This is a genomic window from Gracilibacillus salinarum (assembly GCF_022919575.1).
Taxonomy (GTDB): Bacteria; Bacillota; Bacilli; order Bacillales; family Amphibacillaceae; genus Gracilibacillus; species Gracilibacillus salinarum.
The window spans coordinates 4,008,950-4,025,655 of the sequence record NZ_CP095071.1 but is presented as its reverse complement, the minus strand read 5'-3'; the positions used below and the strand labels follow the sequence as shown (position 1 = coordinate 4,025,655).

General features: G+C 35.5%; 21 protein-coding genes and 3 pseudogenes. 6 read left to right on the top strand and 18 right to left on the bottom strand.

What is annotated here, in order from left to right:
* Positions 1–3: 3 nt before the first annotated feature.
* The 4 genes and pseudogenes from MUN87_RS18995 to MUN87_RS18980 all read right to left on the bottom strand — a co-directional run bounded on the left by MUN87_RS18995 (position 4) and on the right by MUN87_RS18980 (position 1,855).
* Positions 4–587, bottom strand: a pseudogene (locus MUN87_RS18995) (phosphoribulokinase).
* Positions 588–628: 41 nt separating this feature from the next.
* Complete coding sequence (locus tag MUN87_RS18990; protein ID WP_244742869.1) at positions 629–883, bottom strand: DUF5694 domain-containing protein; 255 nt, start codon at positions 881–883, stop codon at positions 629–631.
* A gap of 107 nt (positions 884–990) precedes the next feature.
* Entirely contained in the window at positions 991–1,302 is a 312-nt protein-coding gene (locus MUN87_RS18985; protein WP_244742866.1) for a hypothetical protein, read from the bottom strand.
* A gap of 139 nt (positions 1,303–1,441) precedes the next feature.
* Complete coding sequence (locus MUN87_RS18980) at positions 1,442–1,855, bottom strand: Lrp/AsnC family transcriptional regulator (RefSeq protein ID WP_244742863.1); 414 nt, start codon at positions 1,853–1,855, stop codon at positions 1,442–1,444.
* Positions 1,856–1,985: 130 nt separating this feature from the next.
* On the opposite strand from MUN87_RS18980, the gene MUN87_RS18975 reads away from it, so the two are divergent.
* Entirely contained in the window at positions 1,986–2,756 is a 771-nt protein-coding gene (locus tag MUN87_RS18975; protein WP_244742861.1) for an MBL fold metallo-hydrolase, read from the top strand.
* Positions 2,757–2,964: 208 nt separating this feature from the next.
* Here MUN87_RS18975 and MUN87_RS18970 read toward each other — a convergent pair whose 3' ends face one another.
* The 5 genes and pseudogenes from MUN87_RS18970 to MUN87_RS18950 all read right to left on the bottom strand — a co-directional run.
* Positions 2,965–3,303 (bottom strand): hypothetical protein, encoded by a 339-nt coding sequence (locus MUN87_RS18970; RefSeq protein ID WP_244742859.1) that lies wholly within the window; start codon positions 3,301–3,303, stop codon positions 2,965–2,967.
* A 341-nt stretch (positions 3,304–3,644) separates the two neighbouring features.
* Positions 3,645–4,094, bottom strand: a complete 450-nt coding sequence (locus tag MUN87_RS18965; RefSeq protein WP_244742857.1) for a GNAT family N-acetyltransferase — start codon at positions 4,092–4,094, stop codon at positions 3,645–3,647.
* Positions 4,095–4,416: 322 nt separating this feature from the next.
* Positions 4,417–5,271, bottom strand: a pseudogene (locus MUN87_RS18960) (Rossmann-fold NAD(P)-binding domain-containing protein).
* 249 nt (positions 5,272–5,520) lie between these two features.
* Complete coding sequence (locus MUN87_RS18955; RefSeq protein WP_244742852.1) at positions 5,521–5,865, bottom strand: hypothetical protein; 345 nt, start codon at positions 5,863–5,865, stop codon at positions 5,521–5,523.
* A gap of 119 nt (positions 5,866–5,984) precedes the next feature.
* A pseudogene (locus MUN87_RS18950) lies at positions 5,985–6,152 on the bottom strand (helix-turn-helix domain-containing protein); the annotation flags it as partial.
* A gap of 362 nt (positions 6,153–6,514) precedes the next feature.
* Between MUN87_RS18950 and MUN87_RS18945 the strand changes: the two are divergent.
* A complete protein-coding gene (locus MUN87_RS18945; protein ID WP_244742849.1) occupies positions 6,515–8,575 on the top strand; it encodes a hypothetical protein in 2,061 nt (686 codons plus the stop codon).
* 260 nt (positions 8,576–8,835) lie between these two features.
* A complete protein-coding gene (locus MUN87_RS18940) occupies positions 8,836–9,588 on the top strand; it encodes an SDR family NAD(P)-dependent oxidoreductase (protein ID WP_244742847.1) in 753 nt (250 codons plus the stop codon).
* Between the two features lie 529 nt (positions 9,589–10,117).
* On the opposite strand, the gene MUN87_RS18935 is transcribed toward MUN87_RS18940, so the two are convergent.
* The 5 genes from MUN87_RS18935 to MUN87_RS18915 all read right to left on the bottom strand — a co-directional run bounded on the left by MUN87_RS18935 (position 10,118) and on the right by MUN87_RS18915 (position 13,487).
* Positions 10,118–10,549, bottom strand: coding sequence for a hypothetical protein (locus tag MUN87_RS18935; protein WP_244742845.1), 432 nt, complete (start codon positions 10,547–10,549; stop codon positions 10,118–10,120).
* A gap of 294 nt (positions 10,550–10,843) precedes the next feature.
* Positions 10,844–11,047 carry a hypothetical protein gene (locus tag MUN87_RS18930; protein ID WP_244742842.1) on the bottom strand — a complete coding sequence of 68 codons (204 nt, stop codon included), beginning with the start codon at positions 11,045–11,047 and terminating at the stop codon, positions 10,844–10,846.
* A gap of 138 nt (positions 11,048–11,185) precedes the next feature.
* Positions 11,186–11,503, bottom strand: coding sequence for an immunity protein CdiI family protein (locus MUN87_RS18925; protein ID WP_244742840.1), 318 nt, complete (start codon positions 11,501–11,503; stop codon positions 11,186–11,188).
* Between the two features lie 238 nt (positions 11,504–11,741).
* Complete coding sequence (locus MUN87_RS18920; RefSeq protein ID WP_244742838.1) at positions 11,742–12,176, bottom strand: SMI1/KNR4 family protein; 435 nt, start codon at positions 12,174–12,176, stop codon at positions 11,742–11,744.
* 738 nt (positions 12,177–12,914) lie between these two features.
* Positions 12,915–13,487 carry a sugar O-acetyltransferase gene (locus MUN87_RS18915; protein WP_244742835.1) on the bottom strand — a complete coding sequence of 191 codons (573 nt, stop codon included), beginning with the start codon at positions 13,485–13,487 and terminating at the stop codon, positions 12,915–12,917.
* 172 nt (positions 13,488–13,659) lie between these two features.
* On the opposite strand from MUN87_RS18915, the gene MUN87_RS18910 reads away from it, so the two are divergent.
* Complete coding sequence (locus MUN87_RS18910) at positions 13,660–14,043, top strand: DUF2255 family protein (protein ID WP_244742833.1); 384 nt, start codon at positions 13,660–13,662, stop codon at positions 14,041–14,043.
* Positions 14,044–14,082: 39 nt separating this feature from the next.
* Here the strand turns inward: MUN87_RS18910 and MUN87_RS18905 are convergent, their stop codons facing one another.
* Positions 14,083–14,481, bottom strand: a complete 399-nt coding sequence (locus tag MUN87_RS18905; RefSeq protein WP_244742830.1) for a MerR family transcriptional regulator — start codon at positions 14,479–14,481, stop codon at positions 14,083–14,085.
* A gap of 172 nt (positions 14,482–14,653) precedes the next feature.
* Here MUN87_RS18905 and MUN87_RS18900 point away from each other — a divergent pair, with 172 nt between their 5' ends.
* Positions 14,654–14,974, top strand: coding sequence for a carboxymuconolactone decarboxylase family protein (locus tag MUN87_RS18900; protein ID WP_244742827.1), 321 nt, complete (start codon positions 14,654–14,656; stop codon positions 14,972–14,974).
* Positions 14,975–14,993: 19 nt separating this feature from the next.
* Positions 14,994–15,392: a cupin domain-containing protein gene (locus MUN87_RS18895; RefSeq protein WP_244742825.1), complete on the top strand. Its 399-nt coding sequence runs from the start codon at positions 14,994–14,996 to the stop codon at positions 15,390–15,392.
* Positions 15,393–15,473: 81 nt separating this feature from the next.
* On the opposite strand, the gene MUN87_RS18890 is transcribed toward MUN87_RS18895, so the two are convergent.
* The 3 genes from MUN87_RS18890 to MUN87_RS18880 are packed head-to-tail and all read right to left on the bottom strand — an operon-like array spanning position 15,474 to position 16,679.
* On the bottom strand, positions 15,474–15,794 hold the full coding sequence (locus tag MUN87_RS18890) for a hypothetical protein (RefSeq protein WP_244742822.1): 321 nt from the start codon (positions 15,792–15,794) through the stop codon (positions 15,474–15,476).
* The gene (locus MUN87_RS18885) at positions 15,791–16,180 is read right to left on the bottom strand and encodes a zf-HC2 domain-containing protein (protein WP_244742821.1); all 390 of its coding nucleotides are present in this window, start codon (positions 16,178–16,180) and stop codon (positions 15,791–15,793) included. Before MUN87_RS18885 ends, MUN87_RS18890 begins: the two co-directional genes overlap by 4 nt.
* Entirely contained in the window at positions 16,173–16,679 is a 507-nt protein-coding gene (locus tag MUN87_RS18880) for an RNA polymerase sigma factor (protein ID WP_244742818.1), read from the bottom strand. The genes MUN87_RS18885 and MUN87_RS18880 overlap by 8 nt, the downstream gene beginning before the upstream one ends.
* Positions 16,680–16,706: the final 27 nt, after the last annotated feature.

The window sequence follows — 16,706 nt, the reverse complement described above, 5'->3', positions numbered from 1 at the left end:
CCATCAAATTAGTTCTTCTTTTTCTATGCAATACTTTTCATTCGAATTTTTCACAACTATATCGAAATTTTGATGATAAGGATGCATAAATACTTCATATTGAATTCTGCGTTCTTTGTGAGATTGCTTTAGTGCTGTTATATCTGCGCCTCTTTCAGCAATATCTCTTGTGGATCTTCTGGTAAATTCCGTTTCACCATTCGTGTATAAGTAAATTGTTACATCAAATAAATCCAGATTGGAAAACGCCACACTCATTCCTTCTATAATAGTTACATCGTTCTCAGCAGATATATAATGACTCTGATCATAATGTGTTGCCAGAGTGTATAAATCCAAGTCGTCTCTGATCATTTTTATGTCTCTTTCTAAAGCAGTTATATGATGAGCACCAGGATGACAAGCTGTCATTTTATATTGATGATTTTCATTCTTATATTCATAATTGATAACAGCATATTTCCTCATAGCAGCTGATTCTATAATATATGGATCCGTCCAGATGCACCATGACCTGAGATGCCAATTATCATTTTTCGATCTTGACTGCTTATCAAATTGGCTAGCTTTTTTAATATGTAGTCCATCTTTACCTCCAGTTTGTTCAATGGCTTGCAGGTTACTATGTTTAAAAGGGTTGATAACTCTCCAGCCATTTCCCTTCAAATAATCTCCTCAGCATCCAGAGATGATCACTACCAATAATGAGTAAAATCCGATCATATGAATCGCTTACATCCAAGACATTATTAAAGATCATCAATTCTCTTTCCATCCATTTGTTCAAAAAATCGAATCCTGTTTTTCTGCCTTTGTCATCCGTTATCGTAACAGAAGATAAGTAGATTTTCTCAAGTTTTTCAACAGATTCTTCGCTATTCAATTATCTGTAGGGCTCCATCAATGACGTGTCTAGATTGGAGCAGCTTCGTCAATGTCTTATTTCTTTTTTGCAAAAACACCTCTCCAAATCACTATACATAATATGGCTTACTCAAATTGCTTGTAATACTTCTTTGGGTCACGTATATTATTTTCCACAAAAAATTCCGCCTGGCTCTTAAACAGATCGATGTAGGATGCTTTATCCATCGCAATATCTTCAAGCTCTTTAATACTTCCATCAATGTCCACAGTATTTGTTTTCAGATCTACATGAACAGTCATATACACTTTCCCATTGTATGATATCGTTCCAGTGACTTGCTTATTGTGTACATCAACAACTGAATATTCATGTTTTACGCCTGTAGGTTTGAATAGTGTAAAGCCGATATTTGATTTTTGATTATCGTTTGTCATAAATAGATTCCACCTATTAGTTTATTAATACTGCGTTTCACTCAATATCTTAACATAATATTCCATATTATTCTTATTAATTTATTCTTGAAACTAAAAAAGACGATCCAATCGCTGACCGTCTTGACCCCTACCCTTTTCATTTTTCATCAATCACTATGGATAATTTGTAGTTTGCATACTCATTTAAATCTTCTAAGAAGTGACTCATTTGTTCATTGGATGTGAACTTGCATTCAAGAAGATAACAACCGTCTCCACTAATTTTATAGTGATGGATTACATATTGCTCACGAGTTCTTAGAAACGCTAAATATGGCTGATGATTAATCGTTTGTGTAATAATCGTCAGAAAAGCATGGATATCATATCCCATTTTAACTTGGTTAAGTTGAATACTATACCCTTCAATAATACCACTATCTTCTAATTTTTCTACTCTTGCCGTTGCAGCAGGTCCAGTCAAATGCACTTTTTCACCTAATTCCTTCATAGTAATACGGCTGTTCTTGGATAATTCATCTATGATAAGAAAATCCGTTCTGTCTAACATTTCTTTCCCTCCTTTCATAAATAAAGTCAAATCGGTAAAAGACTTTATTTCATCCATGTATTTGTGAATAGGTCATAGTTTAGAATATACATTGTGTAGAGAAATTTTCAACGAAAAGGAGTTAATTGTTATGAAGATACAACAAATTCGAAATGCAACATTAATGGTTGAATACGCAGGGAAAAAGTTTTTAATTGATCCAATGCTAGCGGAAAAAGGCGCTTATCCGCCTATGCCAAATCCAGCTTCAAGCGCGCCACAAGGAGATCAATTATTTCCTTTAGTTAGCCTGCCGGTCGGTGTTAATCATATTATCCAGGCAGATGCCGTTATCGTAACACATCTTCACCCTGACCATTGGGATGATGCTGCTAAAGAAATATTGCCAAAAGAAATCAAGCTTTTCACCCAAAATGAAGAAGACGCAAACACCATTCGAAACGATGGTTTTGGAAATGTCGAGGTTTTACAAGAGGATACAATCTTCGAAGGTATTCAGTTAACGAAAACGAAAGGTGAACATGGAAGAGGCGAGATCCTAAAGCTAGCTGGACATGTGTGCGGCGTTGTCTTCAAACATTCATCAGAGAAAACTTTATATATCGCCGGTGATACGGTCTGGTATGATGGAGTCGAGGAAGAAATAGACAGACACAAACCAGAAATTATAATTGTTAATGCAGGCGATAATCAATTCAGTCAAGGCGGTTCTTTAGTTATGGGGAAAGAGGATGTATATCAGGTCAACCAAGCAGCTCCACAAGCTAAAATAATTGCTGTTCACATGGAGGCTGTCAACCATTGGACATTATCAAGGGATGAATTAAAGCGATTCATGAATGAAAAAGGTATTACTTCTAATGTGTTTGTTCCAGATGACGGAGAGTCTTACTTGTATTAAAGTTACCCAGACAGAAAGTGAGCACTTTCTGTCTGCATTATCATAATCACATGTTGCTTATCGACTCATAAATTATTTACTATTACTCATAATCCTTTAGCTGGTTTGACAGCATCCAGCTTTTTCAATATTTGATCATGAAAGCAAATACCACTGTAGCAATATTGAGGTTATCCTTCGCTAGTTTGTATACATAATTACATTTACTTTAGTATTCATACTTATCCAAATCATTTATATACCAAGGCTCATCTGATGATGAACTTGAACTACCAACTATTAATTTGTATGAGTCTTGAATAAAAGGAACTTTGAAAGATATGTTGAGAGTTATTTTTTCCGTGGGTTCTATTTTTGTAATTGAAGGGTTTTGATTATCTAAAAACTCACCTTCATATCTTTCTTCACCATGGACTAAATGATAATTTAAGTTTTCTGTAATCAAAGACATTTCTCCAACATTTTCGATGGAAACAATTGAAGAGATGGTGAACATACTTTCGGCATCCTTTTTGCCCTCTGTTCTCTCTGCATATGCTGTATGCATCGTTACTATTTTATCTTTATCTTTGTAACTCTCTCCGTAAGTTAGTCTGCCGTCTGGATTATTTAAGTTTTCTGTTCCTATATTTTCATCTGAATTATCATCCTTTTGTTTACAAGCACTTAGGGAAACAATACAAATTAATATGACAATAAAGAATATTTTTTTAATAGAATATCCCTCACTTTATTAAATTTATTTTCATAGGAGATGGGCGGCTTATTCTACCGTATGTCTTCAGCATCCGTGTGGTATTGATTTGATTAATATTCGGTGGCACATTAATCAAAAGCAATACATCTCACGGGAATTTGGAAATTTTTAGAACTAGACCTCTCCATCACTCATCTAACTGTGTACTTAAACATAAGTTCATCATTATTCGGATCCCTTTCATTCATGAACTCGAACCCTATACTCTCATATAAGCTATAGGCAATTCTATTGTCCTCAGTGATACTTAAGTATATAACGTTTACTCCATATTCTTCTGAAACGATATCAATAAGCTTCCTCATCGAAATTTTTCCGTAACCCATACCTTGATATTTTTTATCTATTATTATTCTATCAATCCAAGTATCTTTATTAGGACCAAAAGAACCGTACATAGCAAATCCTATTATTTCATCAGCATCATATATAGCTACTGGATGCCATTCACGATGGATTTTCGCTTCATCTAAACATTCATCTACCGTTTCGATAAATGTTTCTTGTCCACTCTTTAATTTAATATTTCTAACTTTGCATTCATTCGTATCATCAATATTTTTAAAATGCACGTTGCTCATTGTATTGCCTACACCTCAATTCTAAATGCTTTTTGAGTTATCTTGAAATTTTCTGAATGTTGACTACAGCAAGTGCTAAGAACGGTAATCGATTTCAAGTTATGTACGAGTCGATTACTGCACATAGTTAACTTGGATTAAATGTTGTAATTGATGTTAGTCATCACAATTTCTATGCAATGCAAACGGAGATTGTTTCTAATTGTGCGAGGGTTTTGCAATATTGTGGGATGACCCTCTGAATAGAATTGTCCACACAGAGGGTCTTTCTCCCTATTTGATAACTTCTTACATGATACATTTTGATGATTGCTCAGTGCAATTAATTTACACGCATCAATCGCGTTAATGTTTCTTCGAGTCCTTTTTTAAATGATGTTTTTGGAATGATGCCGATCCGTTTTTCATATTTTTCGCCACTCAAAATAAACCCTTCTTTAGTGAGGTACATAATTTCGACAATCTCTCTCATAAATAGATCGAACAAGCCAATAAAACGAATAGCATTTTTAGTTAGTGGAATGATGAGCTTTCGACTTCCAGTTATTTGACGAGCAATTTTGATAATTTCCTTACCAGAAATCAATTCAGAGCCTGGTATATTCCAGTTCTCTCCATAAGAATCATCTTCTACAGCTATATCTACAATCATTCTAGTGGCATCTGGTAAATAGACATATTCCCGAGGTGTTTTCAAATTTCCAATAAAAATCGTAATCTTATTAGCTGCCCTTCCTTCTAGAGTTGGCTGCAAATAAGAATCTTGTGATGTGGGACCATAATAATATGCCAATCGGACAATTAATGCTTCCGCTCTTCTCCATTTGGAACTGAATATCAACTTCCCAAATTCCACTCTAATTTTATCTTTTTTAGTATGTGGCTGGTGCGGATGACTTTCATCTCCCTTTGCAACCTGATGTCCATATACGTAAATTTCATCAACAAATACAATTTTCTTCCCTAAAGTATCAGCTACTTTTATAATTGTTTGATAATCAAATATATCCCCCTGTTTAACTGTTAATTTTGGATAATGATCATGTTCCACCATTAGTGCATTCAATTTACTTTGGATCGACCGAAAGCAATAACTTCTATCCCTCTGTTCAATAATTCCAAAACAATAAACCTGTCCTGTCCCAACAGTTGCTCCTAAAGCAATCGATGGTTTCATTTACAAAACTCCTTTAGTTAGTGATTAATCAATCATAAAAATAATAAAAAATAGGATGTTAGCGACTCTGCTATTTCCATCCTCCTACAGGAAAGATTAAGATGAAATACCTCTAACAGATAAAGCTTTTTATCTTAATCCCAAAATGTGAACAATACGACCACGATAGCTATAATACCTAATACAATAGAATTCTTCATATTGTTTGTACTCATCTATAACACCTCCCGTGAAATCACCTAAACTGGATTATTGATTTTTTTTACCATCAATTAGCTCATGAAGATCTATGAAATAAGAAATATTACATAATATTCCTCTCGCCAAAAATGTCGTAACTTCCTTTTCCACATTCTTAATCCCTGCTGCTTTAAATCGATCTATGGTATAATTATGGATGCTCAACAACCCTTTTTGTGTTGCATTTCGCACAGCGCTTTGTGTAACGGAAATTCCTATCACCTGTAATGCGATTTCATTAGGATATAATGCAGAAAGCTCTTCATATGCTGTGACCATCTCTTCAACAAGTTGTTCAGGAGCAGTATCCACATGCTTAAAAGTATGAAGAATCCTTTCAACAGGGTTGATCATTCCAACTAGTCCAACCAACTAATGACACAAACAACAATTAGTCCAATCGAAACGTAGTCTATTTTGGCTAATCTCATATTTTTCACCGTCTTCATTTATTTAGTGATTGATCAATAATAACGGTCAAAAATTGATACTAAAGCTGCAATAAACAATTCTTCCTTTGTTATAAAAAATCGAAAGACATAAGGCTGTGATATGCCTGCTTTTTCTGCAATGTGTGCAGTAGTTGTATTATAGTAACCTCTTCTTGCAAAAACTTCTAATCCCGCTTCAAGAACTTCCTCTTACGGAAGCTTTTTAAGAAATAAGGTAAGATTAATGCAAAAAAATGTAAGAAAAGCCTTGTTTTTACTACTTTTTGTAATTATTTCATAATATCACATTACCCAAGAAGAATTAAAATAAGCATTTAGTGCATCCCACTTGGGGACCCAAATATGAAGTTATTGGTAAATATGATTATTTGATTGATTCATTAACTTTTTTCACTTTTGGAAATAATATAATTGACCCACATCTATATATCTGTATTTTTTTCAATTAGCATATTTTTTTAGGGAAATAGAATCATTTTATCTAATTTTTCCAATATTGGTAATCTGTTTTTGTTATAATAAGCGAGTATGTCAAATGAAGGAGTGTTAACATGACCAAAAATATTTATCTAATTGGATTAATCGCATCGTTATTTTTACTTGCAGCATGTTCATCGTCAAAAGATTCTTCCCAGAACTTGACGGAAACGATAAGCGGGAATGAACCGACTGAAGAAGAAAACGAAGCAAGTCTCGAAAAAAAAGCCTTATTTACATATGAAGAACCGGAAAATGCCACCTATGATATTCATAGTGTCAAAATTTCCAATGATGCTAGTACAGTATTATTCTCTACTGTGGAATCAATCAAACGGGAAGATGAGCGTAGCAATTATCTAAAATATGAAGGAAATGAAGCGATTGATCTGAACGATCTTTCTACCTCTGATAACGAAGAGGAATCTTGTCGGCAAGCTCAAGTTTCTCCAAATGGCCAATATATAATCCTAAATTGCCTAAAAATGGATCATGAATTCATGATATATGATTCGCAAAAAGAGGAGATCGTTCATAATGAACCAACTTTTGAAAACTACGGCAGCGAAGTAAAAGGCATTACGAATGAGATGGAAGTCATACTCAGGTCCATCGATGGTGACATTCTTACTGTTTATAATCCCGAAGCGAAGGAAAGCGAAGAATATAATTTACCTGACATGACAGGTCATGAATCAGAATCATTTGATGAAATTTCCATTACTAATGATGGACAGCAATTGCTTGTAGATGCATTTTACCGACTATACCTATTAGATCGTGAAACAGGAAATCTCGAGGAATTAGTGAACTTGGATTCCTATCATGAACAATTTGATACAGAAGATCTTTTTCTCTATAATAGAAAACTTTCACCAAATGGAGAATATGCCTATTTTGAGATAAGTGAAAATTCGCCAGACCCATTATATCAAAGTCATAACTTTATGAACCTGGAAACAGGCGAAACCCAGAGCTATACAGATTTTGAATATGATGATGTGGGAGATATAGATAACAACGGAAGAATCCTCTTAGTAGAATCTGAGGATTTATATATCCACTCGATCCCTGAAAAGCTAACCTATCAACTGCCTAATCTAGATTTCAACAGTACTTATGCTGGATACTATACACTCTCAGGTGATGGAATATCTATCATCTATGCTGATAAAGAGAGCGATGAAGTGAAAGTTAATTATCTTTATCAGGCGGCACTTGGAGAGGTTACTTCCTATGCGACAACGGATTTTCTTGCACAGGAGGAAAACTTGGAAAAAATGACCAGACCTGGAATGGATTCATCAGTAAGTTCAGACAGTATTCCTTTTTCTGAAGTAAATGAAGACTTGACAACAATGTATCAGAAAATTTGGAATAACACTGCCGCGCTTCATTATCCTACAGAATTCCCTGAAGAAGTTAACCGGATTAACTACAGTGTTGGTATGGATACCTATGGTCAAACGATCAGGTTTGCAACTGACTCTAACAAGCGGACTGATATGTCATTTCAAGCATTTGATAATGCGGAGGAGGACCAAAAAGAATCTTGTTATAATGATGACTTAGAACTTGTAGAAACAAAAGATGGCATCGATTATTACTTTTACCTATACAATAATGATGAGGGTGAACTGTCATTTGTAAAAAATGATTGGTGTTATATCATCGATGGCGAAGATTTTAGCGAAGAAGAATATCTTGCTTTAGCATATTCTTTTGCAGAAGCTGGAGAAACACCACATGAGCTTCCAATAGAGCAAGTAAATTTTCCAACTAGACTGCCGATCGAGGATGTAATCATCTCTAGTCATAATGTATATCATTATGCCAGCGATAACACACATAAATATGTCGTCTCTTATTATGGTGATGGAGAAAATGACATTGCTGTAGACCTGGAAATCTTACAAGATGAACCTACTTTCTATGATTGGGAAGAAAATGAATCGATAGAGCTCTCTAACGGAACAGAAGCTTTATTCAATGAGGAACATCTAATTCTGTTCTTGTATGACGGAAATTATTATTACGATATTGAAGCAGACATTGACAATGACCAACTAGATAAATTAGGACTGGAAAAGGTAAAAAATTCCTTAATTGAAGTAGGTAATTCAATAGAACTTTAATGGGACAGAGGGGCAGAAAATCTGTCCCTCTTTCATTATAAATTCTCTATCCTCTTTCAGACACCGCCTAAATTTTCTTGTAATCTGCTGCTGTTAAACATGGCTGGTTATCGTTATATATTACAAAAAAGATAACCTTCTTATGGATAAATTTGATCAGTAGTAATGAGACAACTTTATTGACAAACACAGCATTTTATTAAACAATAAATGCAATGTACTTTTTATTTGCTTTCAACTTACATAAAGGAGATGGACATATGACACGTCAAAAAGTTGCAGTTGTAACGGGTGCGGGAAGTGGACTAGGACAATCGGTAGCTGTTAAATTAGCAGAAAAAGGTATTAATGTCAGTGTGGTGGATATATCAGAAGATGGTGGCCAAGAAACGGTAAAAATGATCGAAGAAAATGGAGCCAAGGCTATATTTGTTAAGGCAGATGTTAGTAAGGCAGAAGATGTGAAAAATTATGTTGATCAAACAGTAAAAGAATTTGGTACGATCGATATGTTTTACAATAATGCAGGTATTTCCGGGCCTGGGACTAATTTTGTTGAAAATACAATTGAACAGATTGATCAAGTAATTGATATTAATATGCGTGGTGCATTATATGGTATTAAGTATGTATTAGAGGTTATGCTTAAGAATGGTGGAGGTGCTATTGTTAATACTTCTTCTACAGCCGGTCTTGTAGGTCAAGAAACAGTAGGAACTTATTCAGCGACAAAGCATGGTATCATAGGTATTACTAAAACAATTGCCGCTGAGTATGCTGCACAAGGAATTCGTTCTAATGCAGTAGCTCCAGGAGCAACGGAAACTCCTATGGTAGCACATTTTATGGAAAGAAATCCAGACGCAGCAAAAAACGCAATCGACCCAGTGCCTCAGAAACGTTTAGGTCAACCAAAAGAAGTTGCCAACACAGTCGCCTTCTTGCTAAGTGAAGATGCTGCATATATAAATGGCGCTGTTGTTCCAATTGATGGTGGCTTTACAGCTATTTAAACGATGATATAATAAAATTTCATTAACGTTGAGTAGCAAGTAAAAAGAACCGTATCTAGTGTTTGTATAAACATTAGATACGGTTCTTTTTTTGTACGGTAGGAAAGTATAAAATTTTAGCAATGAAGAAGTTCGACGTAGTGAAAATTAGTATGTACCAAGTATAAGAAAAACTTCGGCACTCGCTAATAGACGAGGCGAAGACCGAGTTTTTCTAATAATATATAGAACCATCTTTACCCTCGTCACCTTTTAACAATAGCTTGCCGGTTTTAAAAATGAAATCATTGTTCTTTCCCATCCAAAACAAGTCAACCAAAACACTTCGCTAATTCTTTTCGAATCTTTTCGCTCCTGTCTCTTCATAACAATCCAAGTAGATTTCAATGATCAAATCCAGAGCAGGTGAATATGTTCCACTAGCGCACCCATAAAACTAGCTCTTTTTTGCAGTAATACAACTAGATATACGGTTTCATATCCCTAGCAGCAATTTAATGATCTGGAATTGCAAGACAACACGACAACACTATCTTTTTCTTTCTAAAATCAAATAATCCTTAGACTTAAGTACAGGGATATCACGTTGATCAGCATAATTGATTAAATCCTTATAAATCTCCATTGGATAGAAATTAATAATACGAACATTAAGTCCTTTATTGGTTTGCACAACGACACATTTCTTCGCCCAGCCAACACGCTTACACTTCATGCTCACAATCTGATTAGACTGCATTACTTTTTTGTAAATTGGTATTGTGAAAATATGTATCTTATATAATAGAGCGTCCTCATCAATACTCAGAGTATATTTCAGAAAAAATGATAAAAGAGAAAATAAAAATAAAATAATTATAAAATAATCCAAAATAACATGGTCATTCATAAGTATTAAAAAAAACATTAATACGGTATTAAGCACTTGAACATCTGATGGCATTTTTGCAGTGTAATTCATTTACTCCCCCCAATCTTTTAAACAAAATATTCAGATTATTCATTTAGTCATTAAAAGATAATGTTCTTCAAATATATGAGTCCATATAAAACAACGGTAATGATTACTCCAAACAGCCCAAACATTACAAAACCATATACAAACCCCTTACTCATAGCAACTAAATCTAACAACATGTTCTTAAAAACATCAAAAACCTTATTCAAAACGCTCACCTCATCGCACCTCTTTCGCAATTATTTCATCATGAAAAATTCACTTTTATTAGAAGCTGGAACTCTATCTGCATCATGCTCAATAATATTTCCAAATATAAAGTTCGCCAATGATAATAACAATGAAAATAAAAAGAAGGACTAAAAGGCCAAGTGATAGTGCCAGACCATTTACGATTAAAAATGACATACCAAAGACATTTCTCTTTTTCTTAATACTTAATACACCGAATACACTGCCTAACGCCCAGATGAATAATGCCAAATAGAATGTGTTATACAATATAATCCCTGTCACTGCACATAACATAGAAAGATATTTAAAGATAATGAACACGTCCTCAAATCATTTTTTCAAACAGCTTTAAGACGAGTTATTGCCGCAGAATCTCATCTCCAAGCAATTGCTATCATTATTGCTTTAAAGTGAAGAATATACGTAACTTACCTTATATCCATCTCCAAGTTCCATTTTCAACTTTTGATGCAAACGGAGGCCTTTTTTATTATGAGACTTTATTAAAATAGCAGTATCATCCATTATATTTTCGCCCCAATCCGTCTGTTCCAATATGTCGCCATATTCCATCATCCATTCCATTAAATCAGCTTTCAACTGTTTAGATAGAGGGAAATCATTCATTTCCAGATTAAAGCCGCACGTTGAGCACCACAGAGGATCGGCGCTATAATCAGCTTCCATCTTGTATGTATTGTGCGAACATTCGAATTTTGTCACTTATTTCTCCTCCTCATAAACAATAGATTACAATGCTTCAAGTAATGGTTTGCAACTGATATACAAAATAACCACGAGCATCATCAGAATAAACCAGGAGTATGAATGCTTTCTATTTTTTATCGTAAGCAAAAGCGACTATAATACTTATAAGAGCTATTCCAGCTAAAATTGAAATGATGGTTAAGAAAAGGTACATAATGATTTTATCCCCCTGGTGTGAACGAAATGACAATAGCTATGTAGTTATTTCCCCAGTAATCCAACCTTCTACAAATTTCTCCAATGACGAAGCAACCCATGTTCTACTGTCATCTTCATGATTCCAGACATAAATATCCTCTGTTAGAATACTCCCATTCAATATTCTATAGCAAAATAAATCGCCACTGCCGTCACCAGCAAAAAATAAGAAGTGATCAAATGGCATATAAATATCTTTATAGTCAGCAAAGTTTCTAAAAAATAAATTATCCTCCACAATTCGTGAAGTTAACCATATTAATGGATAGTCGAAGCTATCAAAAATTCCATTGGTTTCGCTAAATAATTCCAGCAATTTTTTTGGTAATGCTACATTTAGTTTTTCACGAATTTGACTAATTTCCCGGTTTGTTGCTGGAGGTCGGAAGGTGTATTCGTCTGATATTGATCTTATATAGTGCTTCCACATTAATGACACCTTCCTCAAAAGTAGATTATTATGTTAAATACATTTGTTCAAAATACGAATTTCAATACAGAATAGAATTCTTCACCATTTGGTAATTTAACAAAATTCTTTTTCATTAATCACGACTACGGCAACTCCAACTAAAATCCATGTACACTTTTGTTTGGGTTGCTTGTCAAACTCTTCTATCAGTTCATATGTGTAGAAATTTTTCCAGAAATCCAATCTTCACATACCTGAATATTTAATAAAATTACTCCAATGAGGTTTAGCACTCTCGCAAAAAAAGAAGGTGAGTTAATAACTAATATGCTTTCACTAAATATAATAATGATTAATGGGACGCAGAAGAGAAGCATTTTAGCAGGTGTATTCCTTTTTTCTTTCCTCATATGAATCCCCCTCGTTGCTATTCTAATTAAACAATTTTGTCTATTCCTTTGAAGACTACACCATTAACATATCTTTCAATTTGATATTTAAAGCATCATAACTTTCTTTCTGATAGTTATTTCTACTCTAGCAGTTAAAAAGAGCAAAAATAACGTAAGACTTTGATCAGTGGATTTTAACCCCCCACTGATCTTACAGACGGTTAGCACCGTGATTAAACTTATTTCATCTTATTACAATCCCCATCCATTTTAACATAATATTACAATTATTCTATTAAATTTCTACATAAAAAACAGAAAAAAACACGTCAACTATCTCACTTGTCAACGTGTTTTTAACGTACTAATTAATCTCAATATTTTTTATTACTTTCGCAGGTAATCCTCCCGCTACAACATTAGCCGGTACATCCTTCGTCACTACAGCACCTGCTGCAATAATCGCACCATCACCAATGGTCACACCTGGAAGGACGGTTGCATTTGCACCTATCCAGACATTTTCACCGATCTTAATTGGTGCAGGCCGCAGATTGCTGCGCTTTTTGGGATCGGGGTTGTGATTTAATGTAGCCAACACCACATTATGCCCAATCAGTGCACCATCACCAATCGTAATGCCACCCTGATCCTGAAAGCGGCAGCCTGAGTTAATGAAGACGTTCTTTCCTACATGAATATTTTTGCCACAGTCGGTATAAAAAGGCGGAAACATCGCGAACGTATCGTCAACCTGTTTCCCAATCAATTGCGAAAATAATACCTGTATTTCTTCTGGAGTATGGTATTTTCCGTTCAGCTCTGCTGTTATCTTTAATGCTTGTTGTGAAACGTTATGCATCATTTGATGTATCTCAGAACCGCCCTCTATTTCCTCTCCTTTGTTCAGATGTGCCAAAATTTCATCGATATCCATCAGAATCCTCCTTGTGTAAGTTAACTTTTTTCGTGCTTTGTCTCAACTCTGCTATATCTATACCATACACCATCAAGTACACTTGAGGGCAAATTTTATACAAAACAATCTTGACTTAAAGCACACTCTAACCTTTAAACTAACGATATAGAATAATTAGGAGGTGAACACAATGGAATCGAATTGGACTGAGGAGCAATTAAACGTATTCTCGAGGACTGACGATCTTTATATTTCACCCTTTTATAGTGACGGCAAAACGCCTGGAACACCGACATGGATCTGGTCGGTTGTCGCAGATCATCACTTATATGTCCGAGCTTATAATGGTCAGCACTCAAGCTGGTATCAATCCGCTCTTGCGCAACAAACAGGAAAAATTTCCATCGCTGGTCAAGAATATGATGTCACTTTTCAACCTACCGAAAGGGATCCTGCATTAACTAAAAAAATTGATCAGGCATATGAAGAAAAATACAGCAACAGTAACTATCTTTCACCTATGCTAGGGGAAGGACCGGTAAGTGCAACAGTTAAGATTTCTCCTCGGCATTAATAAGGCTGCCACCCTGCTCAGGTGGCAGCACATCATTCTTTACTCTTCTTCATTCGGATAAAGCACAAACTCATATTTATCCCCATTCAGCTGATCATGATAAAATGCCAATTTTCTACTGATGATATCTAAATTACGCTGCAGGTTTTCAATATCCTGTTTTACTAGATCTTGCCGTTTCTCCAGCAATTCCATCCTGTCATGTATGGTTTCCTCCCCCATAGAACGCCATTTTGTATATTGTTTTAATTCAGCCATCGTCATCCCGGCATCTTTTAAATGAAGCAGAAATTGCACCCAGCCAATATCAGCATCTGTAAAAATACGTATATTGTTCTCATCCCTTTGTGGCGCAAGCAACTCTTCATTTTCATAATACCTTAATGTACTCGTCGCCACACCAACAAGCTCTGCAAACTCACCGATAGAATAAGTCACAACAATCCCCCCATCTAACTATTTATTACCTTTTACCATACACGCTGTTGAAGTTAAGCGCCAATAATTGAGCTAAAAAGAAGAGAGCAAAACGTTCCATTTGTCTTAAAGTATACTTTAAGGTCTATACTTTTCCTTGTAACTACTTATACAGAATTGGAGGGAATTAAAATTGGCAGAAAAACAAACCGCTGGTCGCGAACTATTAGGAGAATTCGCACCAAAATTCGCAGAACTGAACGATGATGTTTTATTTGGAGAAGTCTGGTCCAGAGAGAAAGAACTGTCCCCTCGAGATCGAAGTATGATTACCGTATCCGCATTAATCGCCGGAGGAAATTACGAGCAGTTAACGCCCCATCTTCACAAAGCGAAGGAAAACGGCGTAACCAAAGAGGAAATTGCCGAAATAATTACCCACCTGTCTTTTTATACAGGATGGCCCAAAGCATGGTCGGCATTTAACCTTGCAAAAGAAATTTTTCAAGACTAACAGAAAGAAGGAATAGAAGATGAAAAACGAATCGTTAAAGAACAGCACTATTTTTCCATTGGGAGAAAAAGTGGAATCAGACCATTTTATCGGTGATGCTTATTTGCAAATGGTATTCACTGATGAAGCACCTCTCAATAGCGCGATAGGCAATGTAACCTTTGCCCCGAAATCACGGAACAGCTGGCACTCCCATAAGGTTGGCCAAGTATTGCTGGTTACCGGTGGTGAGGGCTGGTATCAGAAGGAAGGCGAACAAGCCCAGCTGCTTAAAACCGGAGATGTTGTAAATATCCCACCACATGTAAAACACTGGCATGGTGCAACAAAGGATAGCTGGTTCGTCCACCTGGCAATGACTCCGGGCGAAACCGAGTGGCTGGAGCCTGTTGATGAAGAATGGTACAACCAATTATAGCATTACCTCTTGCATGTCATTTCATTTTGGCAAAGGGAAAGACGGGCGTGTAGCCCTTCCCTTTGCTTGGATTTTTTCATTTTATTTTGCCGATCTGTCACGACATAAAATCGCAGTAATAGCATTCAATAAAAGTGTTACGATAAGAAGCACTCCCCCTACCCGAACCACCGCTCCGCTTGTATCCATTAAAGCAGACCAATCCTCGATGTCAACCAGATGATAATGATAGACTATCTGGAAATATAACGAAATCGCACAGGCACTGATGCTGATAACGGCAAGTACGCCCCAATTCCTGTAGTCATTGTTTTTATATCGCACGAGATTAATAACTGGAATTATCCAGGCAACAAGTCCAAGTAAGAGACTGCCTACATTAAACAAACCCCAATCGATCATTTTTTACCCTCCTTCTTATTTTTCAATTCGTAATACCTGTTCATAAAATAAATCAAAAAGTAGATAAATAGCAAAAATGTGACGATGGCAACTAACCAAAAACTAAAGATTCGCAAGGAAATGACTAGCCCAATAACAATACCGATTAAAACAGCAATTATTATCATATGATTGATTCGACGCTTCACACCTTTTATCAGCTTCCTGTCATCCGGTTCATCATCAAGGAATTCATCCCTAGGTAGATCACCTTCAGCATTTTTAAGAAAACGGCTGCATTCTTCGCAAGAGTGAAGATGCTCTTCAATAAACTGATTGCTGTCTTCACTTGTAAGTTTTTCAACATACATCGGAATTAAATCCTTCACAATTTCGCATTTATTCATCTGCATCACCTCCATTGATCATTGTAGCGAGTCTGTTTTTTGCCCTGTAAAAATTCACCCTTGCCCATTTATCTGACTGGTCCATGATTTCCCCGATTTCTTTAAAGTTCAATTCGCTGTACAGACGCAGGATAACAACCTCTTGCTGTGGTTGTTTCAACTTCTTGATAGCGGTTAACAAAGTCATCGCATTTTCTTTCTTTAAATAGATATCTTCTGGCGTTTCCTTATTGGAAGGGTCATTTTCTAATGCCGAGATGTCAGCAGCACTTTCCACATTCTTATGTTTTTTCAAATAGTTATAAAAGGTATATTTGGCAATTTGAAATAGCCAGGTAGATAGTTTGCTGCGACCTTTAAAACTGTAAATAGATTTAAAAGCTCTGAGAAATGTTTCCTGCGTCAATTCTTCTGCTATGTATTTGTTGCCTGATAAGTAGAATAAATATCTATAAATCTGTTTTTCATATTTAATATACAACTGCTTAAACTCATCCAATTACGTACCTCCTTTCGAGAGGGTTCA